General features: G+C 28.8%; 17 protein-coding genes. 5 read left to right on the forward strand and 12 right to left on the reverse strand.

Annotation, left to right across the window (positions count from 1 at the left end; translation table 11 throughout):
- Nucleotides 1-69: 69 nt before the first annotated feature.
- The 9 genes from SHK09_RS04410 to SHK09_RS04450 all read right to left on the reverse strand — a co-directional run bounded on the left by SHK09_RS04410 (nt 70) and on the right by SHK09_RS04450 (nt 8,889).
- Nucleotides 70-540: a DUF6495 family protein gene (locus SHK09_RS04410; RefSeq protein WP_319809566.1), complete on the reverse strand. Its 471-nt coding sequence runs from the start codon at nt 538-540 to the stop codon at nt 70-72.
- A 64-nt stretch (nt 541-604) separates the two neighbouring features.
- A complete protein-coding gene (locus SHK09_RS04415) occupies nt 605-3,778 on the reverse strand; it encodes a carboxypeptidase regulatory-like domain-containing protein (protein WP_319809567.1) in 3,174 nt (1,057 codons plus the stop codon).
- Between the two features lie 93 nt (nt 3,779-3,871).
- Nucleotides 3,872-4,321: a 50S ribosomal protein L9 gene (gene rplI, locus SHK09_RS04420; RefSeq protein WP_319809568.1), complete on the reverse strand. Its 450-nt coding sequence runs from the start codon at nt 4,319-4,321 to the stop codon at nt 3,872-3,874.
- Nucleotides 4,322-4,335: 14 nt separating this feature from the next.
- Nucleotides 4,336-4,632, reverse strand: coding sequence for a 30S ribosomal protein S18 (rpsR, locus tag SHK09_RS04425; RefSeq protein WP_100945395.1), 297 nt, complete (start codon nt 4,630-4,632; stop codon nt 4,336-4,338).
- A 3-nt stretch (nt 4,633-4,635) separates the two neighbouring features.
- Nucleotides 4,636-4,977, reverse strand: coding sequence for a 30S ribosomal protein S6 (gene rpsF / locus SHK09_RS04430; protein ID WP_319809569.1), 342 nt, complete (start codon nt 4,975-4,977; stop codon nt 4,636-4,638).
- Between the two features lie 107 nt (nt 4,978-5,084).
- Nucleotides 5,085-6,170, reverse strand: a complete 1,086-nt coding sequence (gene ald / locus SHK09_RS04435) for an alanine dehydrogenase (RefSeq protein WP_319809570.1) — start codon at nt 6,168-6,170, stop codon at nt 5,085-5,087.
- Between the two features lie 214 nt (nt 6,171-6,384).
- Nucleotides 6,385-7,503 (reverse strand): hypothetical protein, encoded by a 1,119-nt coding sequence (locus SHK09_RS04440; RefSeq protein WP_319809571.1) that lies wholly within the window; start codon nt 7,501-7,503, stop codon nt 6,385-6,387.
- 44 nt (nt 7,504-7,547) lie between these two features.
- The gene (locus tag SHK09_RS04445) at nt 7,548-8,342 is read right to left on the reverse strand and encodes a hypothetical protein (RefSeq protein WP_319809572.1); all 795 of its coding nucleotides are present in this window, start codon (nt 8,340-8,342) and stop codon (nt 7,548-7,550) included.
- Nucleotides 8,329-8,889: a sigma-70 family RNA polymerase sigma factor gene (locus SHK09_RS04450; RefSeq protein ID WP_319809573.1), complete on the reverse strand. Its 561-nt coding sequence runs from the start codon at nt 8,887-8,889 to the stop codon at nt 8,329-8,331. The genes SHK09_RS04445 and SHK09_RS04450 overlap by 14 nt, the downstream gene beginning before the upstream one ends.
- A 151-nt stretch (nt 8,890-9,040) precedes the next feature.
- Here SHK09_RS04450 and SHK09_RS04455 point away from each other — a divergent pair, with 151 nt between their 5' ends.
- Entirely contained in the window at nt 9,041-10,042 is a 1,002-nt protein-coding gene (locus SHK09_RS04455) for a hypothetical protein (protein ID WP_319809574.1), read from the forward strand.
- Here the strand turns inward: SHK09_RS04455 and mqo are convergent.
- From mqo to SHK09_RS04470, 3 genes are all read right to left on the reverse strand, one after another.
- A complete protein-coding gene (gene mqo, locus SHK09_RS04460; RefSeq protein ID WP_319809575.1) occupies nt 10,039-11,511 on the reverse strand; it encodes a malate dehydrogenase (quinone) in 1,473 nt (490 codons plus the stop codon). The genes SHK09_RS04455 and mqo overlap by 4 nt on opposite strands.
- Before the next feature lie 63 nt (nt 11,512-11,574).
- Entirely contained in the window at nt 11,575-14,016 is a 2,442-nt protein-coding gene (gene priA / locus SHK09_RS04465; protein WP_319809576.1) for a primosomal protein N', read from the reverse strand.
- A 263-nt stretch (nt 14,017-14,279) separates the two neighbouring features.
- Nucleotides 14,280-15,485, reverse strand: coding sequence for a class I SAM-dependent RNA methyltransferase (locus tag SHK09_RS04470; protein ID WP_319809577.1), 1,206 nt, complete (start codon nt 15,483-15,485; stop codon nt 14,280-14,282).
- A 178-nt stretch (nt 15,486-15,663) separates the two neighbouring features.
- On the opposite strand from SHK09_RS04470, the gene SHK09_RS04475 reads away from it, so the two are divergent.
- The 4 genes from SHK09_RS04475 (at nt 15,664) to SHK09_RS04490 (ending at nt 19,332) form a co-directional block, all read left to right on the forward strand.
- Complete coding sequence (locus tag SHK09_RS04475; RefSeq protein ID WP_319809578.1) at nt 15,664-16,389, forward strand: class I SAM-dependent methyltransferase; 726 nt, start codon at nt 15,664-15,666, stop codon at nt 16,387-16,389.
- Entirely contained in the window at nt 16,386-17,063 is a 678-nt protein-coding gene (locus tag SHK09_RS04480; protein WP_319809579.1) for a ZIP family metal transporter, read from the forward strand. The genes SHK09_RS04475 and SHK09_RS04480 overlap by 4 nt, the downstream gene beginning before the upstream one ends.
- Nucleotides 17,064-17,162: 99 nt before the next feature.
- Nucleotides 17,163-17,639 (forward strand): hypothetical protein, encoded by a 477-nt coding sequence (locus SHK09_RS04485; RefSeq protein ID WP_319809580.1) that lies wholly within the window; start codon nt 17,163-17,165, stop codon nt 17,637-17,639.
- 1 nt (nt 17,640) lies between these two features.
- Nucleotides 17,641-19,332, forward strand: coding sequence for a sensor histidine kinase (locus SHK09_RS04490; RefSeq protein ID WP_319809581.1), 1,692 nt, complete (start codon nt 17,641-17,643; stop codon nt 19,330-19,332).
- Nucleotides 19,333-19,377 lie beyond the last annotated feature (45 nt).

Raw genomic sequence — 19,377 nt, forward strand, 5'->3', positions numbered from 1 at the left:
ACAAAATAAAGTGTAGACAAGGTACAAAAAAGTATCGCCCAATGGTAAATTAAAAACTATTAGATCTGGTTAAGAAACCAACTGGCTAAAATATTCGAAAATTTCTCCTTTAGAAATAGAACTTCCTTTTTCTATTAAATCGAAAATCTCTGTATTTCTCTCGTCGTTATTATAAGGTTTTGTTCCTTTAAAAATTTCAACAGAATTATCCATCGGGTTTTGCATTAACCATTCAAACCCTTTTTGTTCTAGTAAATTAATATCCCAAGTAATTTTTATAGCAATTCTATGAATTTCTTCTGCATCGCATTTAAATAAGTTTACAGATGTTTTAGAAAAATGTTCTACATAAGCTGTTTTTGTTAATACATCATCCCAAACAACATCAGAAAAAACATTCATTTCCTCTTCTGCAACTTGTGGTGTTTCTTCTTTAATTTGATTCCATTCTTTTACATCTATACTTTGTGTTGCTAAAAAACGTGCAAAATCTTCGTGTAAACTTTCGAATTGCTCTTTGGTAAGTTGTCTATATTTCATAATTTATTGTAAAAAAAAAACCGCCCAATTATGGACGGTTCAAATATCTGAATTCTTAATTGAATTAGAAAGAATATCTTAAACCAACTTGTGCTTGCCATCTAGAAATTAAACTAGAATTGTACACAAATGTTTCTTTTAATTCTGAATTAAAGCTATAAATAGGTAAACCTGTATTATCTACATTAACTCCTAACAATTGTACTGCGTCTGGTTGTTGTACTAAACCCCAGTTAGAATTTAATAAATTACCAAAGTTTAAAATGTCTACAGTAAATTCTATAGAATTATTATTACCTAATTTTAAATTTTGAATAAACTTTACGTCCATTTTTCCTCTCCAAGGTGCCAATGCTCCATAACGTTCTGCATATTGTCCTTTTCTATCACTTAAATAATCATCTTGATTAATGTAATTTCTTAATCCTTCTTTTTGATCTGCAATAGATAAATCTCCTGCGCTTGTTGGTGCTTTAAATGTCATCACATCTACTTCACTATCTGTAGGAATATAAATTAAATCATTTAAGTTAGAACCATCATTATTAAGATCTCCTGCGTAAGTATAATTAAAACGCCCACCTTTTGCTAATTCATAAAAAGAAGAAATAGTCGTTGTCCATTTATCATTCGATCCATAATTCCAAGATTTAGAAGCTACCGCAATAAAACGGTGTGTATCTCCGTATTTAGAGTGCGCTAATGTAGCATCGTTTGCATTAGATAATATAGGATTAAATGCAAATGCATCTCCAGTAATTTCTGCTTCAATTGAATTTACATCTTTAGAATTTAAAAAATTATAAGCTCCCATTAAATACAAACCATTATCAAAAGTTTTTTGTGCTTTTAAAGATGCGTTTAAAGTTCTTCCTTTATTCGAGTTTGTAAATACATATGCATTAGATGTATCATTTGGTCCGCCCCAATTAGGGCTTCTATCACTATCTGTATAAACTAACCTGTTATCTACACCACCTGCTAACGTTCCGGTAGGTGTTTTTAATCCCCAGTTTTGTACATGAGCACCATTAATATCTTTTGTATATGATAGATCTGTTGTTAAAACAGTACCATCTTTTAATTTTATGTCTGCACCAAAACTAGTACGCCAAACTTGTGGAAACTTAAAATCTGGATCTACAACTTGATAAAAATAAACATTAGGATTTGCTATTTGGTTTCCTAACCATACAAAAGGAAAACGCCCTGTAAACAAACCAGAACCACCACGTAATTGTAATGTACTATCTCCATTAACGTCCCAATTAAACCCAATTCTTGGAGAAATTAAAAAATTATTATTTGGCATTTTTGTTGAGTCAAATAATACTGTTTCGCCTGTAGAAGGATCTGTGTAAGGATTGTTAGGTAAGTAAAAACTTTTATCTATTACATCTTGTGCTTTCTGTGCAGAATCAAAAAATAAAGGTTTATCGAAACGAACACCATATGATAATTTAAAATTATCATTAACATTCCAATCATCTTGTACATAAAATGCGAATTGCCCAACGTTTGTTTCTGCTAATGCCCAAGAATCATTATTGTTATTATTATCAAAAACATTCTGCGCATTTGCAAAAGCATCTGCTAAAAGTCCGTTAGAAATTCCTGTTCTAAAAGCATCCATACTAGCAAAGTCACCTCCAAATGCACCAACATAGCCTCTAGAATCTCCAAAACCATAAGCACCTAAATTAAAAGAGTTATCAAATTCGAATTTTTCAAAAGAAAAACCAATGGTATAATTATGGTCTCCTGTACTAATATTTAAATTATTAGTTATTTGAAATACTTTTTGATCTAATGTATTGTTTATCGAAAAAGGTTCATGACCTGCAATAATATAATTACTTCCATTACCATCTTGAATTCTAAATGCTGGCATAGGTGCAGATTTAGATTTTCTAAAATCGTCAAAATGAGTATAACCAGCTTGAAACTTATTAGTTATATTATCTGTTACCGTAGAATTTAATTCTAATAAAAAAGAATTTAAATTGTTATTAATTTGATAACCTGTATTTTCAAATTGTAGCATTTGAGAACTAGGACCTCTAAAACCTAATGCTGTTGGATGTGCTGGTAAATCTCTAGATGCATTTAAAAAATTGTAAACAAAAGAAATACGATTGTCTTTATTTATATTCCAATCTAATTTAAATAAACCTTTTGTACTATTAGATTTATGAGTAAAACCTTCATAAGCGCCTGTATTATAGCCAATACCAGCTAACGCTGTTCTTACTTCTTCTAAATCAGACACTGAAACTCTAGATTCATTTATAGCACCAGAACCTGTGTTTGGTAACCAAGATTGACCTAAATCTGTTCTATTATCTTTTTCAAAGTTTACAAAAACAAATAATTTGTCTTTAATAATTGGTGCTCCTATACTTGCCCCTATTTGAGATTGTGTTAATTTAGGAACAAAAATATCTTCTCCTTTTATTTTTCCACCTGTAAAATCTTGATTTCTGTAATACGAGTATACCGTTCCAGTAACTGTATTCGTTCCACTTTTTGTTACCGCGTTAACAGAAGCACCTGTAAAACCAGATAATGTTACATCATACGGCGCAAGAGATACAGAAATTTGTTCTATTGCATCTAAAGATACTGGTTGTGAAGCTGTTTGACCACCAGGTGTTGCAGCATCTAAACCAAAAGGATTATTAAAGATAGAACCATCTAAAGTAAAATTATTAAATTGATCATTCTTACCTCCAAAAGAACCTCCTGAAGCAGCAGGATCTAAACGTGTAAAATCTGATGCTGATCTAGATATAGTTGGTAATGTTTTTAAATCTTTAGATCCAATACTTGTTTGTGCACCTGTTCTATCGTTATTAAAAACTGTATTCTTGCTAGAACTAATAACAATTTCTTCTAAAGTATTGCTATCTTCAGATAAAACTACATTAATATTGGTTGTTTTACCTAATGTTAAAAACACATTTGTTATCACATTAGATTTAAAGCCTAGGTAACTTGTAGTAATTGTATAAGGCCCTCCAATTCTTAAGTTAGATAAAGTATATCTACCATTATCTTGTGCAGTAGTACCAGATACAGTACCAGTAGGTGTATGCTTAGCAATAACAGTTGCACCAAATAATGGTTCTCCTGTGTTGTCTGTTATAATTCCTTTAATTTTAGAAGTTGTTGTTTGTGCATTTGTATTAATGCAGATTAACAAGGTTAAAGAAATTAATAAAAGTAATTTTTGTTTCATATTATTTTTGAGTTTGGTTTAAACAAAAATAGAACAAAAAAAAAGTCCACTATAAATAGTGGACTCTTTTTTTTAACAATTACTTAACAATTATTACTTATCAGCAACAACTTCAAATGTAATGTCAGCAACTACAGCTCTGTGTAATCTTACAGATGCTTCGTATTTACCTAATCTTTTAACAGAACCACCAACAACTTTGATAAATTTCTTATCTAAATCTGTTCCTGCTTTTGCTAATGCTGCAGCTAAATCGATGTTGTTTACAGAACCAAATAATTTGTCTCCTGAACCAACTTTAGATGCAATCTTAATTTCATATCCTTTAACTGCTTCTGCTATAACACTAGCGTCTTCAATTAATTTAGCTTCTTTATAAGCTCTTTGTTTTAAATTCTCTGCTAAAACTTTCCTTGCAGATGAAGTAGCCAAAGATGCTTTTCCTGTAGGGATTAAGTAGTTTCTACCATAACCGTTTTTCACAGCTACAACATCATCTTTAAATCCTAAATTTTCTACGTCTTGTCTTAATATAAGTTCCATGTTCTACGTCTTTATTATTTTAACAAATCTCCAACGTATGGCATTAGCGCCAAATGACGACACCTTTTAATTGCTTGCGCAACTTTACGTTGATATTTTAATGAAGTTCCTGTTAAACGTCTAGGTAAAATTTTACCTTGTTCGTTTACTAAATACATTAAGAAGTCTGCATCTTTATAATCGATGTACTTAATACCTTTCTTCTTAAATCTACAGTATTTTGCTTCTTTCTTAGTGTCAATGTCTAATGGCGTTAAATATCTAACGTCAGCAGATTTACCACCTTTTGCTTGTTGTTCTATTGATGCCATTTCTTATTTTTTAGTAGATTTAACACGTTCAGTTCTAACTTTTGCCCAAGCAGCAGCATGTTTGTCTAATCTAACAGAAAGGTAACGCATAACGCTATCATCTCTTCTAAACTCTAACTCAAATGCAGAAATTTCCTCTCCAGCAACTTTGTACTCTAATAAGTGATAAAAACCACTTTTCTTTTTTTGAATTGGATAAGCTAACTTTTTCAAGCCCCAATCTTCTTTAGAAATCATTTCGGCACCTCTAGAAACCAAATAGTCGTTAAACTTTTGTACTGTCTCCTTTATCTGAGTATCAGATAAAACGGGATTCAAAATGAAAACAGTTTCGTAATGATTCATAAATTAAATATTTATTGTTTATTTTTAAGGCTGCAAATATAGTGACTTTTTAGTTATTAAAACTAATAATATCTAAATGTTTATTTACAACCATTTTTTGTGTTCTATTATAGGTTAAAAGCTTCATTTATTTCTTCATAAAGCACTTCTCCTTTAACAATGCTAAGTCCTTTTGATAAACTTTCATCTAACTCACATGCTTTCTCCCATCCGTTATTTGCTAATTTCAAAATAAAAGGCAAGGTTACATTTGTTAATGCGATTGTTGAAGTATGAGGAACTGCACCTGGCATATTTGCAACACAATAATGTACAACGTCATCTATTATATACGTAGGGTCTTCATGTGTTGTTGCTTTTGTGGTTTCAAAACAACCTCCTTGATCTACTGCAACATCTACAACAACAGTTCCAGGTCTCATCTCCTTTAACATGTCTCTTGTAATAAGTTTTGGTGCTTTACCTCCTTTTACTAAAACTCCACCAATAATTAAATCGTGTGTTTTTATATTCTGTCTAATACTATATTCATTAGAGAACGCAGTTACAACATGATTAGGTAAAACATCATTAACATAACGCAAACGCTTCATATTAATATCCATAATAGTAACATGTGCACCTAAACCTGCAGCCATTTTAGCCGCTTGTACACCAACAACACCGGCTCCTAAAACTAACACTTTTCCTGGTGCTACTCCTGGTACACCTCCTAATAAAATTCCTCTACCTTTAATTGGTTTTTCTAAATACTTTGCTCCTTGTTGTATTGCCATTCTTCCTGCAACTTCAGACATTGGTGTTAATAATGGCAAAGTACCTTCGTCATCTTCTACCGTTTCATAAGCTATACAAATAGCTTTACTTTTAATCATAGCAAGTGTTAAAGGTTCACTAGATGCAAAATGAAAATACGTAAAAACAATTTGATTTTCTTTAATTAAAGGATATTCTAATGCAATTGGCTCTTTTACTTTTACAATCATTTCACTACTACTATATACTTCTTCTATAGTTTGTAAAATAGTTGCTCCAACGCTTACATAATCTTTATCATGAAAACCACTTCCTTCGCCTGCAGTAGATTGTACAAAAACAGTATGATTTTTCTTTGTAAGTTCGAAAACGCCAGCAGGTGTCATACCTACTCTACTCTCGTTGTTCTTTATTTCTTTAGGAATTCCAATTTTCATTATGCTTAATTTAGATGTGTTAAGCGAGTAAATTTACTATGATTTTTATTTACATTTTAAATAAAATGCTCTAAATCTAATTTTTATGATTTCATTAAAAACAACTATCATTAATGGTTAAATAACATTTTTTTTTAACTAATATTCTCTAATTAATAAAAGCCAACTTTTTAAGGTTGGCTTTTTATATTATATTTAAGAATTATAATAACTATTAGTTCAAATCAAATCGAATTCCCATAGAAATATTTCTAGTTTGGGTATTTTTAAACAAAGGATTCAAATCATATTTCATATACAAACTTGTAGATTGATACCCAACATAAGCACTTAAACCATAATTTATAGTATTCATGTTATAGTTGTTAAACTGAACTTCTTTTACTTCCACGTTTCTAGTATCTTCATATTCTAAATATTGTCTAGTTCCTAATTTAAAACCTGCAAAACCACCAACACCTAATCTTAAACCTCTATTTGTTCTATCATAAACAAAACCGTCTTTATATTTTTTATTTTTAGAAAAATCCCATTCTAAATGTAAAGGGAAATTCATTTGTACATGTCTTAATCTACTTTCTATTAAATTTTCTGGATATACTTGTATATCTGTAATTCTTCCGTTTTTAACGTGATGTTGATTATCGTCTAATCGTAAATTATTCCAAAGGAAAGACAAACCATATTTAAAATATAATTGAGAAGCTTCTCTTTTAAATCTTGTTTTCCAAGTAAAACCTAATTCATAAAAATGTGAAGACCATAATTTATATTCAGAATCACTTAAAGAGCTTATTTTATGATTTTCTAAAACATTATTAACTCCTAATGCAAATACAAGCTGACTTGTAGTTTTTCTATTTCTCTTGCCATTTTTTCTCCATTCTTTCTCCTTCTTGCTTTTTTCTGAATGATTATCATCGTCATCATCTCCATTTATAGAAAAGCTAAAAGTTTTATTACCTACTTTAAATGTATTCACTTCATCATTATTAAAATCACTTTCTTTAGAACTTGCTATTTTACCATCTGTTTTTTCTTGTACTAAAACCTGAAGTAAACGTTCTTGTTCGCTAACTTTAACTTCTATTTGCTTTGCATGATAACTAGCTGTTTCTCTCTTTAAAGTATCTGCTGTTAATTTTGTAATTTCTCTATTCTTAAGTTTTTTATCTATTGCAATTACTTTTGCCTTTAAAGAATCTTTCTGGCTTTTTGTAATCATTTCTATTCTTTTAGAAATTTTAATTACTTCTTTTTCAAAAGTTCTTTTTTCTTGTGATGTAACAGTTATGGTAACAAACAAAAGAAATAATAGTGTAATTTTCTTCATCTTTTTATAATTTTAAATTGTTTTGTCTTTTACTTTAGTTCTAATTAATCGTTTCTACTCGCAATAGCAGTTGCAATATTGGTTATTTTTTTCTTTAAAGATTTTAAGAAATTATTCTGAAAATCATCATCTCCAATTGTACGTTCTACTTCTGCTAAAATGGTTTCAGGATTCACTTTTAAATTCGATTTTTTGAGCTCACTTTTAATCGTCTTTAAAATATCTTCTCTACTAACATTATTTTTTGTGTATTGTTTTTCTTGTTCTTCGGATGTATTTGTTACTGCATATAGTAAATCGTCTACATTTACTTTAATTCTACTCTTTTTTACTTCAGGAATTATTATTGAATTACCCTCTAATTTCTCAGCAATTGTTATGTTTTTGTTATTAGAATTGTTTGTGTTATCTTCAATTTTATAAGATTCTTTCTTTAAAAGAACTACAGCTTTTTTCACATTTATAGCTACATTTTTTTCTTGTTGCTTTTCAATCTTATACACCTCTTTTTTTACTGTTTCTACAACAGCTCTTTCAACAGGTACTTCCTTAAAGTGTTGTTCTATTTTATTTAATATTTGTGTTGTATCTATAACTCCTTCAACAATAATTACTTTAGGAATCTTACTTTTTTTATCACCCGAAAAAGTATAAAACCCAATTGAAATTAAAGCCAAAATACTAGCTGCATAGCCTATATAAAAAAACCAACCTTTCTTTTTTTGCTTTGGTTGTTCATCTAATTTTGTAGACAAACGTTCCCAAGCAGAAACAGATGGTTCTATAGTTCTATTAGAGAACTTTTCTTTTATACTGTTGTCTAACTTATTTGTTTTCATGAATTGTTTTATTCATTTTGTAATAATTCTGTTGCAATAATTTACGTGCTTTAAATAATTGCGATTTCGATGTACTTTCAGAAACGCCTAATTTCTCTGCTATTTCTGAATGTTTAAACCCTTCTATGGCGAATAAATTAAACACCATTTTGTAACCGTCTGGCAATTTATCTATCAGTTTTTGAATGTCTTCTACAGATGTGTTTTCTAAACTTTCTGTGGCTGCATCGTTAAAAACATACTCTTCGTCAGATAAATCGACTAAATTCTTTTTACGGAGATAAGAAATGCAAGTATTCACCATAATTCTACGAATCCAACCTTCAAAACTACCTTCGTCTTTAAATTTGTATAAGTTGGTAAAAACTTTTAAGAACCCTTGCAACATCATATCTTCTGCATGGTGTAAGTCTTTTACATATTGCCTACAAACTCCCAACATTTTAGGCGAATGTTGCTCGAACAATTGTTGTTGCGCTTCCCTATTGTTGTCAATCGCTTTTTTAATAAGCGATTTTTGTTTGTTATGTAACGGTATAATTTTCAAGCCTCTCTTTTCTGTTTTTACTGCCTTACAAATATATAGACTACAGATCTTTTAAAAAGGTTGCTTGGAGAGAAAAAAAGTTTTTATATTTTTTAGTTGTTCCTTTTTAGTGATTGGTTTTTAACTTTATCTTTATTGAAAATTTCATGCTATGAAAACCCCAGGTAACACAAAATCAATAATTTTACTTCTATTAAGATTAATTTGCAAATATTACATTGCTTATTATATGTTTTCTTATGCGTTTGCAAAAATTCTAAATACTCAATTTAGCTTTGGTCCAGTTTGGGAAGCTGATTCTAATATTAGTAATTTTGATGGATTTATGCTTACTTGGTATTATTATGGATATTCAAGAACTTATGTTTTAATAATTGCAGGTTGCCAAATTTTAGCAGGATTACTAATTTTATTTAGAAAAACAGAACGTATTGGAATTGTTTTACTATTGTCTTTTATGGTAAATATTGTTCTTGTAAATATATTTTATGATATTGCTTTTGATGCTATGATAATGTCTATTACCTTAACATTAATGGGGTTATTTTTATTAATTTCTGATTGGAGTGGTTTTAGTAAATACTTTTTAAGAAACAAGATGAAAAATGAAACTTCATTTGATGTTTTTCAAAATGAATACAGAAAATATTTTTGGATTCCTTTTATTCTTATCCCAGTTTTGCTGTACATAAGATATGATTATATAAATGATATTGCTAAACAAGATGATAAAGAAAATAAATTAGTTGCTGTTTGGAAAGCAATTCAAAATAAACCAAATCAACAGTTTTTTAAACTTTACTTCGATAATAGAAATAGTATTAAAGTTAAAGATTTTGATCGAAAAATATATTATGGAAACTATAAACTAAATGATAGTTTAAGCTTTTTTAGTTTTGATATTGAACATTACACAGAAATTGGTGCATTTAGAGTTCAAGATAGTTTGAATAAATTAAACTTACCAAAAGACAGTATTAAATCCTTCAGAAAAAAAATTATTGCATATTATAATAAAGAGATGAATGCTATTAAATTTAAACAAAAATTTAATTATAGTATAGAAAAAGATACTTTAACGTTGATTGACAGCATAGGGGAAAAACAGTTTTTTGTAAATATTACGAAAGAATATCCTTCTTTAAACGATTAGAGTTTTAAAGAAACCCTACTCTTCTCCAATTCCAACTCAAATAACTCTTTTGTAATTACTGATTTATAAAACGGAACAATTTCTTTCAGTTTTTCTTTTCCTTCTTTAGAATTTATAATTTCTGGAAATGCTTTTTCTACCACTTCCAACATAATAGAAGTTGCTGTAGAAGCACCAGGAGAAGCACCTAACAAACACGTAATACTGCCATCTTTACTAGAAATTACTTCTGTACCAAATTGTAGTTTTCCTCCTTCAAATTCGTCTTTTTTAATAATTTGAACTCTTTGTCCAGCTTTTAAAACTTCCCAATCTTCACTTTTAGCGTTTTTAACAAACTTGCGTAAAGAATTCATTCTGTCTTCTTTACTCATCATTACCTGTTCTACTAAATATTTGGTTAATGGTAAATTGTGCCAAAAAGCACCAAGCATAGACGGAATATTATCAAACTGAATAGATTTAAACAAATCTAAATTAGAACCTTCTTTTAAAAACTTCGGACTAAAACCTGCAAAAGGACCAAACATTAATTGACGCTTACCATCTATATAGCGTGTGTCTAAATGTGGTGTAGACATTGGTGGATCTCCAAGGCCAGCTTTAGAGTATACCTTTGCATTGTGTTGCTTAATAATATCTTCATTAGTACATACCAACCATTCTCCACTTACAGGAAAACCTCCATAACCTTCTTTTTCGTCGATTTCTACTTTTTGAAGCAACAACAAACTTCCTCCTCCAGCACCAATAAAAACATGTTCTGCTTCTAATTGATGTTCTTCATTTGTCTTTAAATTTTTAATTTCAACCGTCCAATCTAAATCAGTATCAGGATCTATATCTAAAACTTCCATATTACAATGAACTGGCGTATTAAATTCTGTTTCTAAAATAGAAAATAATTTTTCTGTTAACGAACCATAATTCATTTCTGTTCCTCTATCCATTCTAGAAGCCGCCATAATTTCATCGGCATTTCTATCATTTGCAATTAAAGGAAACCATTCTTTCATTTTGTCTATTTCTCTAGTAAATTCAATAGAATCGAACATAAAATGTTCTTTCATTTCTTTAAATCTATTTTCTAAATAATTAGCATTTTCTTTTCCTAAAACCCAACTATGATGTTTTACGGTTGCAATAAAATCTTCAGGATTTTTAAGTAAACCTTCATTTGTTAAATAAGACCAAAATTGTTTCGAAGTTTCATATTGTGTACAAATATCAATGGCTTTTTTTATAGAAATATTTCCATCTTCTTCCGGACAATAATTGAGTTCGCATAAAGCAGAATGACCAGTTCCTGCATTATTCCAAGCAGCAGAACTTTCTTGTGCTACTTTATCTAAACGTTCTAAAATTAAAATATTCATTTCTGGTTTCAATAACTTTGTAATAAGCGCTAAAGTTGCACTCATTATTCCTCCACCAACACAAATTAAATCGTATTCTTTCTTGAAACTCATATTTTTATTTTTTAACTCTAGCTAATTTTATTTTTGTAGTATAATCTTTCTTTAGCTTAATAATTAATAAGCATCTACATCAATAATAAACCTTATGGGTCTAAAATCTTTTACAGCTTCAAACGTATTTCTAATTTTAGTAATCTGATTTTTTGTGTTTACTAAACTTTGCTTCGGCGGAATTTTAATTACAATATTCTTAATATATTGATTTCTAACTCTAGAAACTGATGGAGCTGTTGGCCCTAAAACATGTTCTCCGAAAGAAGTATGCAATGCTTTAAACAACCAATTTACACCACTATCTACCTTATTATAGTCTTTATGTTTTAAAGTTATTTTTATTACTCTAAAATATGGTGGATATTTATATTGCCAACGTTCTTGCATTTGTTCCTTATACATTTCTGCATAATTTGTAGTAGAAACTTGTTGTAGTATTTGATGAAATGGATTGTAGGTTTGTATGGCTACATTACCTTGTTTTTTACTTCTTCCTGCTCTACCAGAAACTTGTACCATCATATCATAACCACGTTCATGCGCTCTAAAGTCAGGAAAATTAAGCATTGTATCTGCATTTAAAATTCCTACTAAAGAAACATTTTCGAAATCTAAACCCTTAGATAACATTTGGGTTCCTACCAAAACATCTATTTCTTTGGCTTCGAAAGCACCTATTATTTTTTGATATCCGTGTTTTCCTCTAGTTGTATCTAAATCCATTCTACCGATTTTAAAATCGGGAAATAAAGCTGTTAATTCTAACTCTATTTGTTCTGTACCAAAACCTTTTGTATCTAAAGTATTACTACCACAAGCGCCACAACTATTAGGCATTGCACGTTGGTAATTACAATAATGACAACGTAACTCGTGTTTAAATTTATGATACGTTAATGTAACGTCGCAATTTGGGCATTCTGGTGATACGCCGCATGTTTTACATTCTACCACAGGAGAATAACCTCGCCTGTTTTGAAATAAAATAACTTGCTCTTTTAAATCTAATGCTTCTTGAATTAATTTTAAAAGTCTATCAGAAAAATGGCCTTTCATTTCCTTTTTCTTCTGCTTTTCTTTAACGTCAATCAATTCAATTTTTGGTAATTGTACGTTTCCATGACGTCTATTTAATTCTACAAAACCATATTTTTTTTGCTGCGCATTAAAATACGTTTCTAAAGAAGGTGTTGCAGAACCTAATAATATTTTTGCTTTATGAATTTTTGCTAAAACAATAGCACAATCTCTTGCATTATACCTTGGTGAAGGCTCGAATTGTTTATAAGAAGTCTCATGTTCTTCATCTACTACAATTAAACCTAAATTAGAAAAAGGTAAGAAAACAGAAGATCTTGCTCCTAAAATAATACGTGCTTTGGGTTTATTTTCTAAAACATTGTTCCAAACTTCTACTCTTTCATTTATAGAGTATTTAGAATGAAAAACGGAGATCTGTTCTCCGAAATAAAACTGTAAACGAGTAATTATTTGGGTTGTTAAAGCAATTTCTGGTAACAAGAATAAAACTTGTTTACCTTGGTCTAAAACTTCTTGTATTAACTTTGTGTATACTTCTGTTTTACCAGAACTTGTAATTCCGTGTAAAAGTGTTACATCTTTTTCTTTAAAAGTTTCTTTAATTTCTTCAAGTGCTTTTTCTTGAAATTCATTTAAAACTTTTAAATCGTTTGTATCTCCTTTAAATTGAACTCTATCTATTTGAATGTGATAAAATTCTAAGATCTCCTTATCTACTAAAGATTTTAAGATGGTTGAAGAAACATTTGCTTTTTCTTCTAAATCTTTAGCTATTATTGGTTTCTTGGTAGATGATAACTGAAAGAATGTTAAAACAGCATCTCTTTGTTTTTTTGCTCTAGATAATTCTTCTAAAAGTTTACCTAAAGAATCGTCTGAATTATATTTTGCATTTAAACGAACATATTTAACCAATTTGGGTTTGTATTGTTCGTAAATTTCTTCTTTAATATATATGGCAGATTTTTTAATTAACTCATTTACAATTGGCATTACTTTTTTCTTGCCTAAAATTGCTATAACTTGGTGTATTGTTAATTGAGATTGGTGTTGTAGTGCTTCGAAAATTAAGAATTCGTCATCTGCTAAGATAGAATCGTCTAAAAAAGCATCATTTTTAAAAATAACTGTTTCGCTTTCTAATAAAAAAGCAGATGGTAAAGAGGCTCTATAAACATCTCCTAAAGAACACATATAATAATTAGCAATCCATTGCCAATGTTGCAATTGCTTTTCATTTACTAGTGGTGTTTCGTCTAATATTTGATGAATTTCTTTTGCTTCATATAACGTTGGCGCGTTTGTATGAATATTAAAAACCAAACCTGTGTACATCTTAGATTTACCAAAAGAAATAGCTACTCGCATTCCTTTTTGTAAGAAGTTTGCTTCGTCTTCTGTTACAGAATACGTAAACGTTCTCTGAATTGGAATTGGTAATATGACGTCTATAAAGTGCATTTTATTTAGAATTCGCTTTTTAACTAGTTCGAGTAATTTCTATTACATAAACAGAAATTACTCGAACAGATATTCTTTATCTTTAAAGTGAAATCAAAACTAATAAAATTAGAATTAAAATAAGAAAGCAATTCCTTTTAAATTCTCATAAAAGCCAACAAAAAAGTCTAGCCCTGATTGAAGCAACTGTTTGAGCTCTTTTTTATTCCTTTTTCAGAATAAAAAAAGCGAGTGCGAAAAGCAGGAAATAGCTTCTAAAAAATCTAATCTTCTAAATTTGATTCCGTTTCGTTTTCTGTTTCACCTGCTGCTTTAGGTTCTTTAAACTTACGTGTTCCTTCATACAAATCGTACTTTACAAACTTACAGTTTAAATCTCCGTTTTTAAGTGCTATTCTTTTAGAAGTTCTTAAACCAACACACTTTAAAGCATCTGTGTCTGAAGTAATTAACCAAGCTTTAGAACCTGGGTAATTATGTTTTAAGGTATCACCAATTTTCTTGTAAAATTCTTCTGTATCGATATTTAAACGCTCTCCATAAGGCGGATTGAATAGAATTGTTGTGTTACCAAAAACTTCTTTTTTAGAGTTAAAAAAGTTAACGTGATGCACACCTATAAACTCGTCTAAATTTGCGTTTTCTACATTCGCAATTGCTTTTTGAACTGCAGAAGGTGCTTTATCAAATCCCATAATTTTAAAATGAGAAGATCTAATTTTCTTTAATAATGATTCTTGAATTGTGAAATACAAATCTTCATCATAATCTTTCCATTGTTCGAATGCAAAAAGTTTTCTGTTAATGTTTGCCGGAATATTGTTGGCAATCATTGCTGCTTCTATTAAAATTGTACCAGAACCACACATTGGGTCTATAAAGTTTTCTTCACCTGTATAACCAGATAATAAAACCATACCTGCTGCCAAAACTTCGTTAATTGGCGCAATGTTTGTTGCTGTTCTGTAGCCTCTTTTGTGCAAAGAATCTCCAGAAGAATCTATAGAAACTGTTAACCAGTCTTTCTGAATATGAATATGGATTTTTACGTCTGGGTATTTTAAATCTACGTTTGGTCTTTTGCTATATTTATGTCGAAAATAATCTGCAATAGCATCTTTAGATTTTAAAGATATGTAATGTGAATTGGTTGTAAAATTCTTAGAATTTACAACAGCACCAATTGCAAACGTACCTTCTACTTCTAAATAGTTTTCCCATTTTATTTTTTGAATAGAATCATAAAGATCTTCTTCATCGTAAATTTTACAAACTTTAATAGGTTTTAAAATTCGAACAGCAGTTCTTAAAGCAATATTTGCTTTATACATAAAACCTTTGTCGCCTCTAAAAGAAACACTTCTTACAGCTTCCTTTACATCTTGTGCTCCTAAATTTTTTAATTCTTCTGCTAAAACACCTTCTAAACCAAAAAGTGTAGTCGCTGTCATTTTAAAATCCTTTTCCATACGTGTAAAAATTGGTTGCAAAAATACGTTTTATTGTTTGAATGATGAAGATTGAACAAGGAAGTTTTACTGTAAATAAAACAGGTAATTTAATTTGCTTTTAAAAAATATAACAGTTTGTTATATTTTCATTTTACAGAACGTAAGATTTGGTTACTTTTACAGACTGAAAGCACTTATGAAAACAAAAGATTGGTTTACAGATTGGTTTAATACAAAGTATTATCACATTCTTTACAAAGACAGAAATGATTCTGAAGCACAGGTATTTATGAAAAATATTACTGAGTTTTTAGGGTTAGAAAAGTCTTCTCATATTTTAGATTTACCTTGTGGTAAAGGTCGTCATTCTGTGTTTTTAAACTCTTTAGGCTACAAAGTTACTGGTGGAGATTTATCTGAAAACAGTATAAATGCCGCTAAAGAGTATGAAAATGATACTTTAAATTTTAAAGTACATGACATGCGTGCTCCTTTTAATAATAAATACAACGCTGTTTTTAACCTATTTACAAGTTTTGGGTATTTTGAAGACGATAAAGAAGATATTTTAATTCTACAAAACATTAAAAACGGATTGACAAAAGATGGTTTTTTTGTTTTCGATTTTTTAAATGCAGCATTAGTAAAAGCTAATTTAGTTACAGAAGAGATTAAAACTGTAGATGATATTACCTTTCATATTAAAAGAGAAATTACCAATGGTTTTATTTTAAAACATATTTCTTTTTTTGCTGATGAAAAAAATTACTCTTATACAGAACGTGTAAAGTATTTAGATTTAGAAAAAATGACTTCTTACCTAGAAGGTATTGGTTTTAAAATTAAAAATACTTTTGGCGATTATAATTTAAACGCTTTCGATTCTAAAAATTCTAATCGTTTAATTTTAGTTGCAAAATGAATTACGTCTTACTAATTGCTTCTGTTCTTCTTGGGGCTTTGTTGGTTTTTATTATAAAACCTAGCAACAAGATTGTGCGTTTATTACTTGCTTTTAGTGGTGCTTACCTTTTATCTGTAACTATTTTACATTTATTACCAGAAGTATATACAACAACTACAGATTATAAAAAGACAGGAATATTTATATTAATTGGTATTATTTTACAATCGGTTTTAGAGTCTTTTTCTAAAGGTGCAGAACATGGTCATATTCATATTCATTCAGATGGAAAGAAGTTTCCTACCTTACTTTTTGTAAGTTTATGTTTACATGCTTTTTCTGAAGGTTTGCCAATTCATCATGCAGGCGATAATTTATTATGGGCAATTGTAGTTCATAAAATACCTATTGCAATTGTATTAACAACTTTTTTAATACAAACAAAATATTCTAAAAAAATTGTTTTTGGCTTTCTGTTTTTCTTCGGATTAATGAGCCCTTTGGGAGTTTTATTAGGTAATAAAATTCATTTTTTCACAGACTATTACACAGAAATTACAGCACTTATTATTGGTGTTTTCTTACATATCTCTACAATTATTCTTTTTGAAAGTTCAGAAAATCATAAGTTTAACTTGCAAAAATTTATTGCTATTCTCTTAGGAATACTTTTAACCATTTTTACATTATAGCTTTTTCCACCTATTTTTAGTGAATAGAATATACCTACTTATAGGTATTTTTTGTTGTCAAAATATTTATGATATTTGAAAACAACAAAAATCTACTATATGGAAAACTTTAATGCACCACTAAAAATTACCCTTAATTTTACTGAACTAATTAATAGTGAAAGTAAAAAGTATTTTAAAAACTTAGATATCGAGTTACATGATAGTTACTTTACTAACAAAGGTGAGTTTCATATAAAGTTTCCGGTAGACGATAAGGTTGTTATTAATGGGTTACATTATTACAATTTATTTATAGGTAAAATGATAGTAATTCATCTTTCTAATAAAAAGGGTACTAGCATTAGAGACAAGAAAATTAAAGAAATGTGTTCTTTTAACTTTACCAAAGATGAATTAACAACTATTACTGGTGATTTTAATATAAAAAAATCTGAGAGAATTCATATTTTTATTTATAATGATAATACTAAATATCCAATTGGATTATTTTCTAATTTAGAAAAAATAAATGAAGAGCTTTCTTTATTACCTAAAGAAAATGGCGGTGGTGGTGTTATTATTGAAGGACCATAAAATGGTACCTTTTATAAAGGATACTTATTTAAAACTACTCATTTTATTTTTTTTAATGTGTAGTTGTACTTATGGTCAGAATTCAAAATTAGATTCGGCTTATTTTTATTATAATACAGGTAAAAAATTCGACTTTAAAAATAATCATTTTAAGGCTTATGAAAATTACATAAAATCTAGAAACCTATATATTAAGGTCGATAATAAAGATAGTTTAGCTAAATGTAACTTGGTATTATTTAATTTAATCGATTCACAGAACAACTTAGAAGATGAGGCCAAACATTACTTAGATGCCTACTACTCCTATGCTTTAGATAAAAAAGATTCTTTAATGTTATTAATTTCTAACAATAAATATGCGAATTATTTTTGGGATGAAAATAACATTAGCACATCTAAAGCCTATTACCAAAAGTCTTTACTTCTTACAGAAAACAAACAACTTAAAAAACACAAACCTAACATATATTCTAATTTAGCCTATCTTTTTACGAAAACAAAACCAGACTCTGCAAGCTATTATTTCAAAAAAACTTTAAGCTTATATACTACAGACGATAAAAATCAGCTTTTTGGCACTTATATAAATTATGCTAATTTTTTTCAAAAGCAACATAAATACCACGAAGCTATTATTCAATTAAATAAAGCAGCAGAGATAGAACCCAAAACTTATAAATTAAAATACTATAAAATTTTATATGGCAAGTTTGCAAATTGTTACCAAGAAATTGGAGATTATAAAAAAGCATATGAATATTATGAGAAATACAACATATATGTAGATAGCTTAAATAATACTGCTCAAAATATTGCTATTTCAAATTTAGATAAAAAATATAAAACGGCAGAAAAAGATAAGTTAATTTTAGAAACAGATGCTAAACGAATAAAGAACAGAAATTTTTTAATAGGCTCACTCCTATTTATTCTTTTAGGAGGAACTATAGGAGTTTTATTGCTTAAAAATTCTAAAAGAAAAAGAAAACTAGCTGAACAAGAGAAAGAATTAGAAACTCAGAAAAATCTTACTCTTTTAAAAGAACAAGAGTTAATTACTATAAACGCTATGGTAGACGGGCAAGAGAAAGAACGCAAACAAATAGCAGAAGATTTACATGATAATTTAGGTTCTGTTTTGGCAACTCTAAAGATGCATTTCGAAAACCTTCAGATAAATAAAGACAAAAATAAAATAAATCAAAATGACTTATTTAACAAAACAGAAAGCTTAATTGATGAAGCATATTTAAAAGTAAGAAGTATTGCACATGCTAAAAATGCTGGTGTAATTGCCAACCAAGGTTTATTAATTGCTGTACAAATGATGGCTGAAAAAATTTCTTCTGCAGATAAAATAAAAATAGAAGTAATAGATTTTGGCTTAAATAAAAGATTAGAAAATAGTTTAGAAATTACTGTATTTAGAACAATTCAAGAATTAATAACTAATGTTATAAAACATGCTGAAGCAAAAAATATAACTATTAATATTTCTTTGTTTGATGAGAATTTAAACATTATTGTAGAAGATGATGGCAAAGGTTTTAATGTCTCTAAAATTGATATTAAAAAAGGAATGGGAATTGGCTCTATAAAAACAAGAATTAATCATTTAAAAGGCTCTTTTCAAATTGATTCAACCTTAAAAAAAGGAACATCTATAATTATTAATATTCCTATAAAATAATTACCTATTTATAGTGAGTAAGTAGAATGAAAAGAGGTTTATTTT

It is taken from the genome of Polaribacter sp. PL03 (genome assembly GCF_033875165.1).
In the GTDB taxonomy this organism is placed as follows: Bacteria; Bacteroidota; Bacteroidia; order Flavobacteriales; family Flavobacteriaceae; genus Polaribacter.

Excerpts from the sequence above, each read along its gene's own strand:
- SHK09_RS04410 (WP_319809566.1), bottom strand. The coding sequence starts at position 540 with ATGAAATATAGACAACTTACCAAAGAGCAATTCGAAAGTTTACACGAA.
- SHK09_RS04415 (WP_319809567.1), bottom strand. The coding sequence starts at position 3,778 with ATGAAACAAAAATTACTTTTATTAATTTCTTTAACCTTGTTAATCTGC.
- rplI (WP_319809568.1), bottom strand. The coding sequence starts at position 4,321 with ATGGAACTTATATTAAGACAAGACGTAGAAAATTTAGGATTTAAAGAT.
- rpsR (WP_100945395.1), bottom strand. The coding sequence starts at position 4,632 with ATGGCATCAATAGAACAACAAGCAAAAGGTGGTAAATCTGCTGACGTT.
- rpsF (WP_319809569.1), bottom strand. The coding sequence starts at position 4,977 with ATGAATCATTACGAAACTGTTTTCATTTTGAATCCCGTTTTATCTGAT.
- ald (WP_319809570.1), bottom strand. The coding sequence starts at position 6,170 with ATGAAAATTGGAATTCCTAAAGAAATAAAGAACAACGAGAGTAGAGTA.
- SHK09_RS04440 (WP_319809571.1), bottom strand. The coding sequence starts at position 7,503 with ATGAAGAAAATTACACTATTATTTCTTTTGTTTGTTACCATAACTGTT.
- SHK09_RS04445 (WP_319809572.1), bottom strand. The coding sequence starts at position 8,342 with ATGAAAACAAATAAGTTAGACAACAGTATAAAAGAAAAGTTCTCTAAT.
- SHK09_RS04455 (WP_319809574.1), top strand. The coding sequence starts at position 9,041 with ATGAAAACCCCAGGTAACACAAAATCAATAATTTTACTTCTATTAAGA.
- mqo (WP_319809575.1), bottom strand. The coding sequence starts at position 11,511 with ATGAGTTTCAAGAAAGAATACGATTTAATTTGTGTTGGTGGAGGAATA.
- priA (WP_319809576.1), bottom strand. The coding sequence starts at position 14,016 with ATGCACTTTATAGACGTCATATTACCAATTCCAATTCAGAGAACGTTT.
- SHK09_RS04470 (WP_319809577.1), bottom strand. The coding sequence starts at position 15,485 with ATGGAAAAGGATTTTAAAATGACAGCGACTACACTTTTTGGTTTAGAA.
- SHK09_RS04475 (WP_319809578.1), top strand. The coding sequence starts at position 15,664 with ATGAAAACAAAAGATTGGTTTACAGATTGGTTTAATACAAAGTATTAT.
- SHK09_RS04480 (WP_319809579.1), top strand. The coding sequence starts at position 16,386 with ATGAATTACGTCTTACTAATTGCTTCTGTTCTTCTTGGGGCTTTGTTG.
- SHK09_RS04485 (WP_319809580.1), top strand. The coding sequence starts at position 17,163 with ATGGAAAACTTTAATGCACCACTAAAAATTACCCTTAATTTTACTGAA.
- SHK09_RS04490 (WP_319809581.1), top strand. The coding sequence starts at position 17,641 with ATGGTACCTTTTATAAAGGATACTTATTTAAAACTACTCATTTTATTT.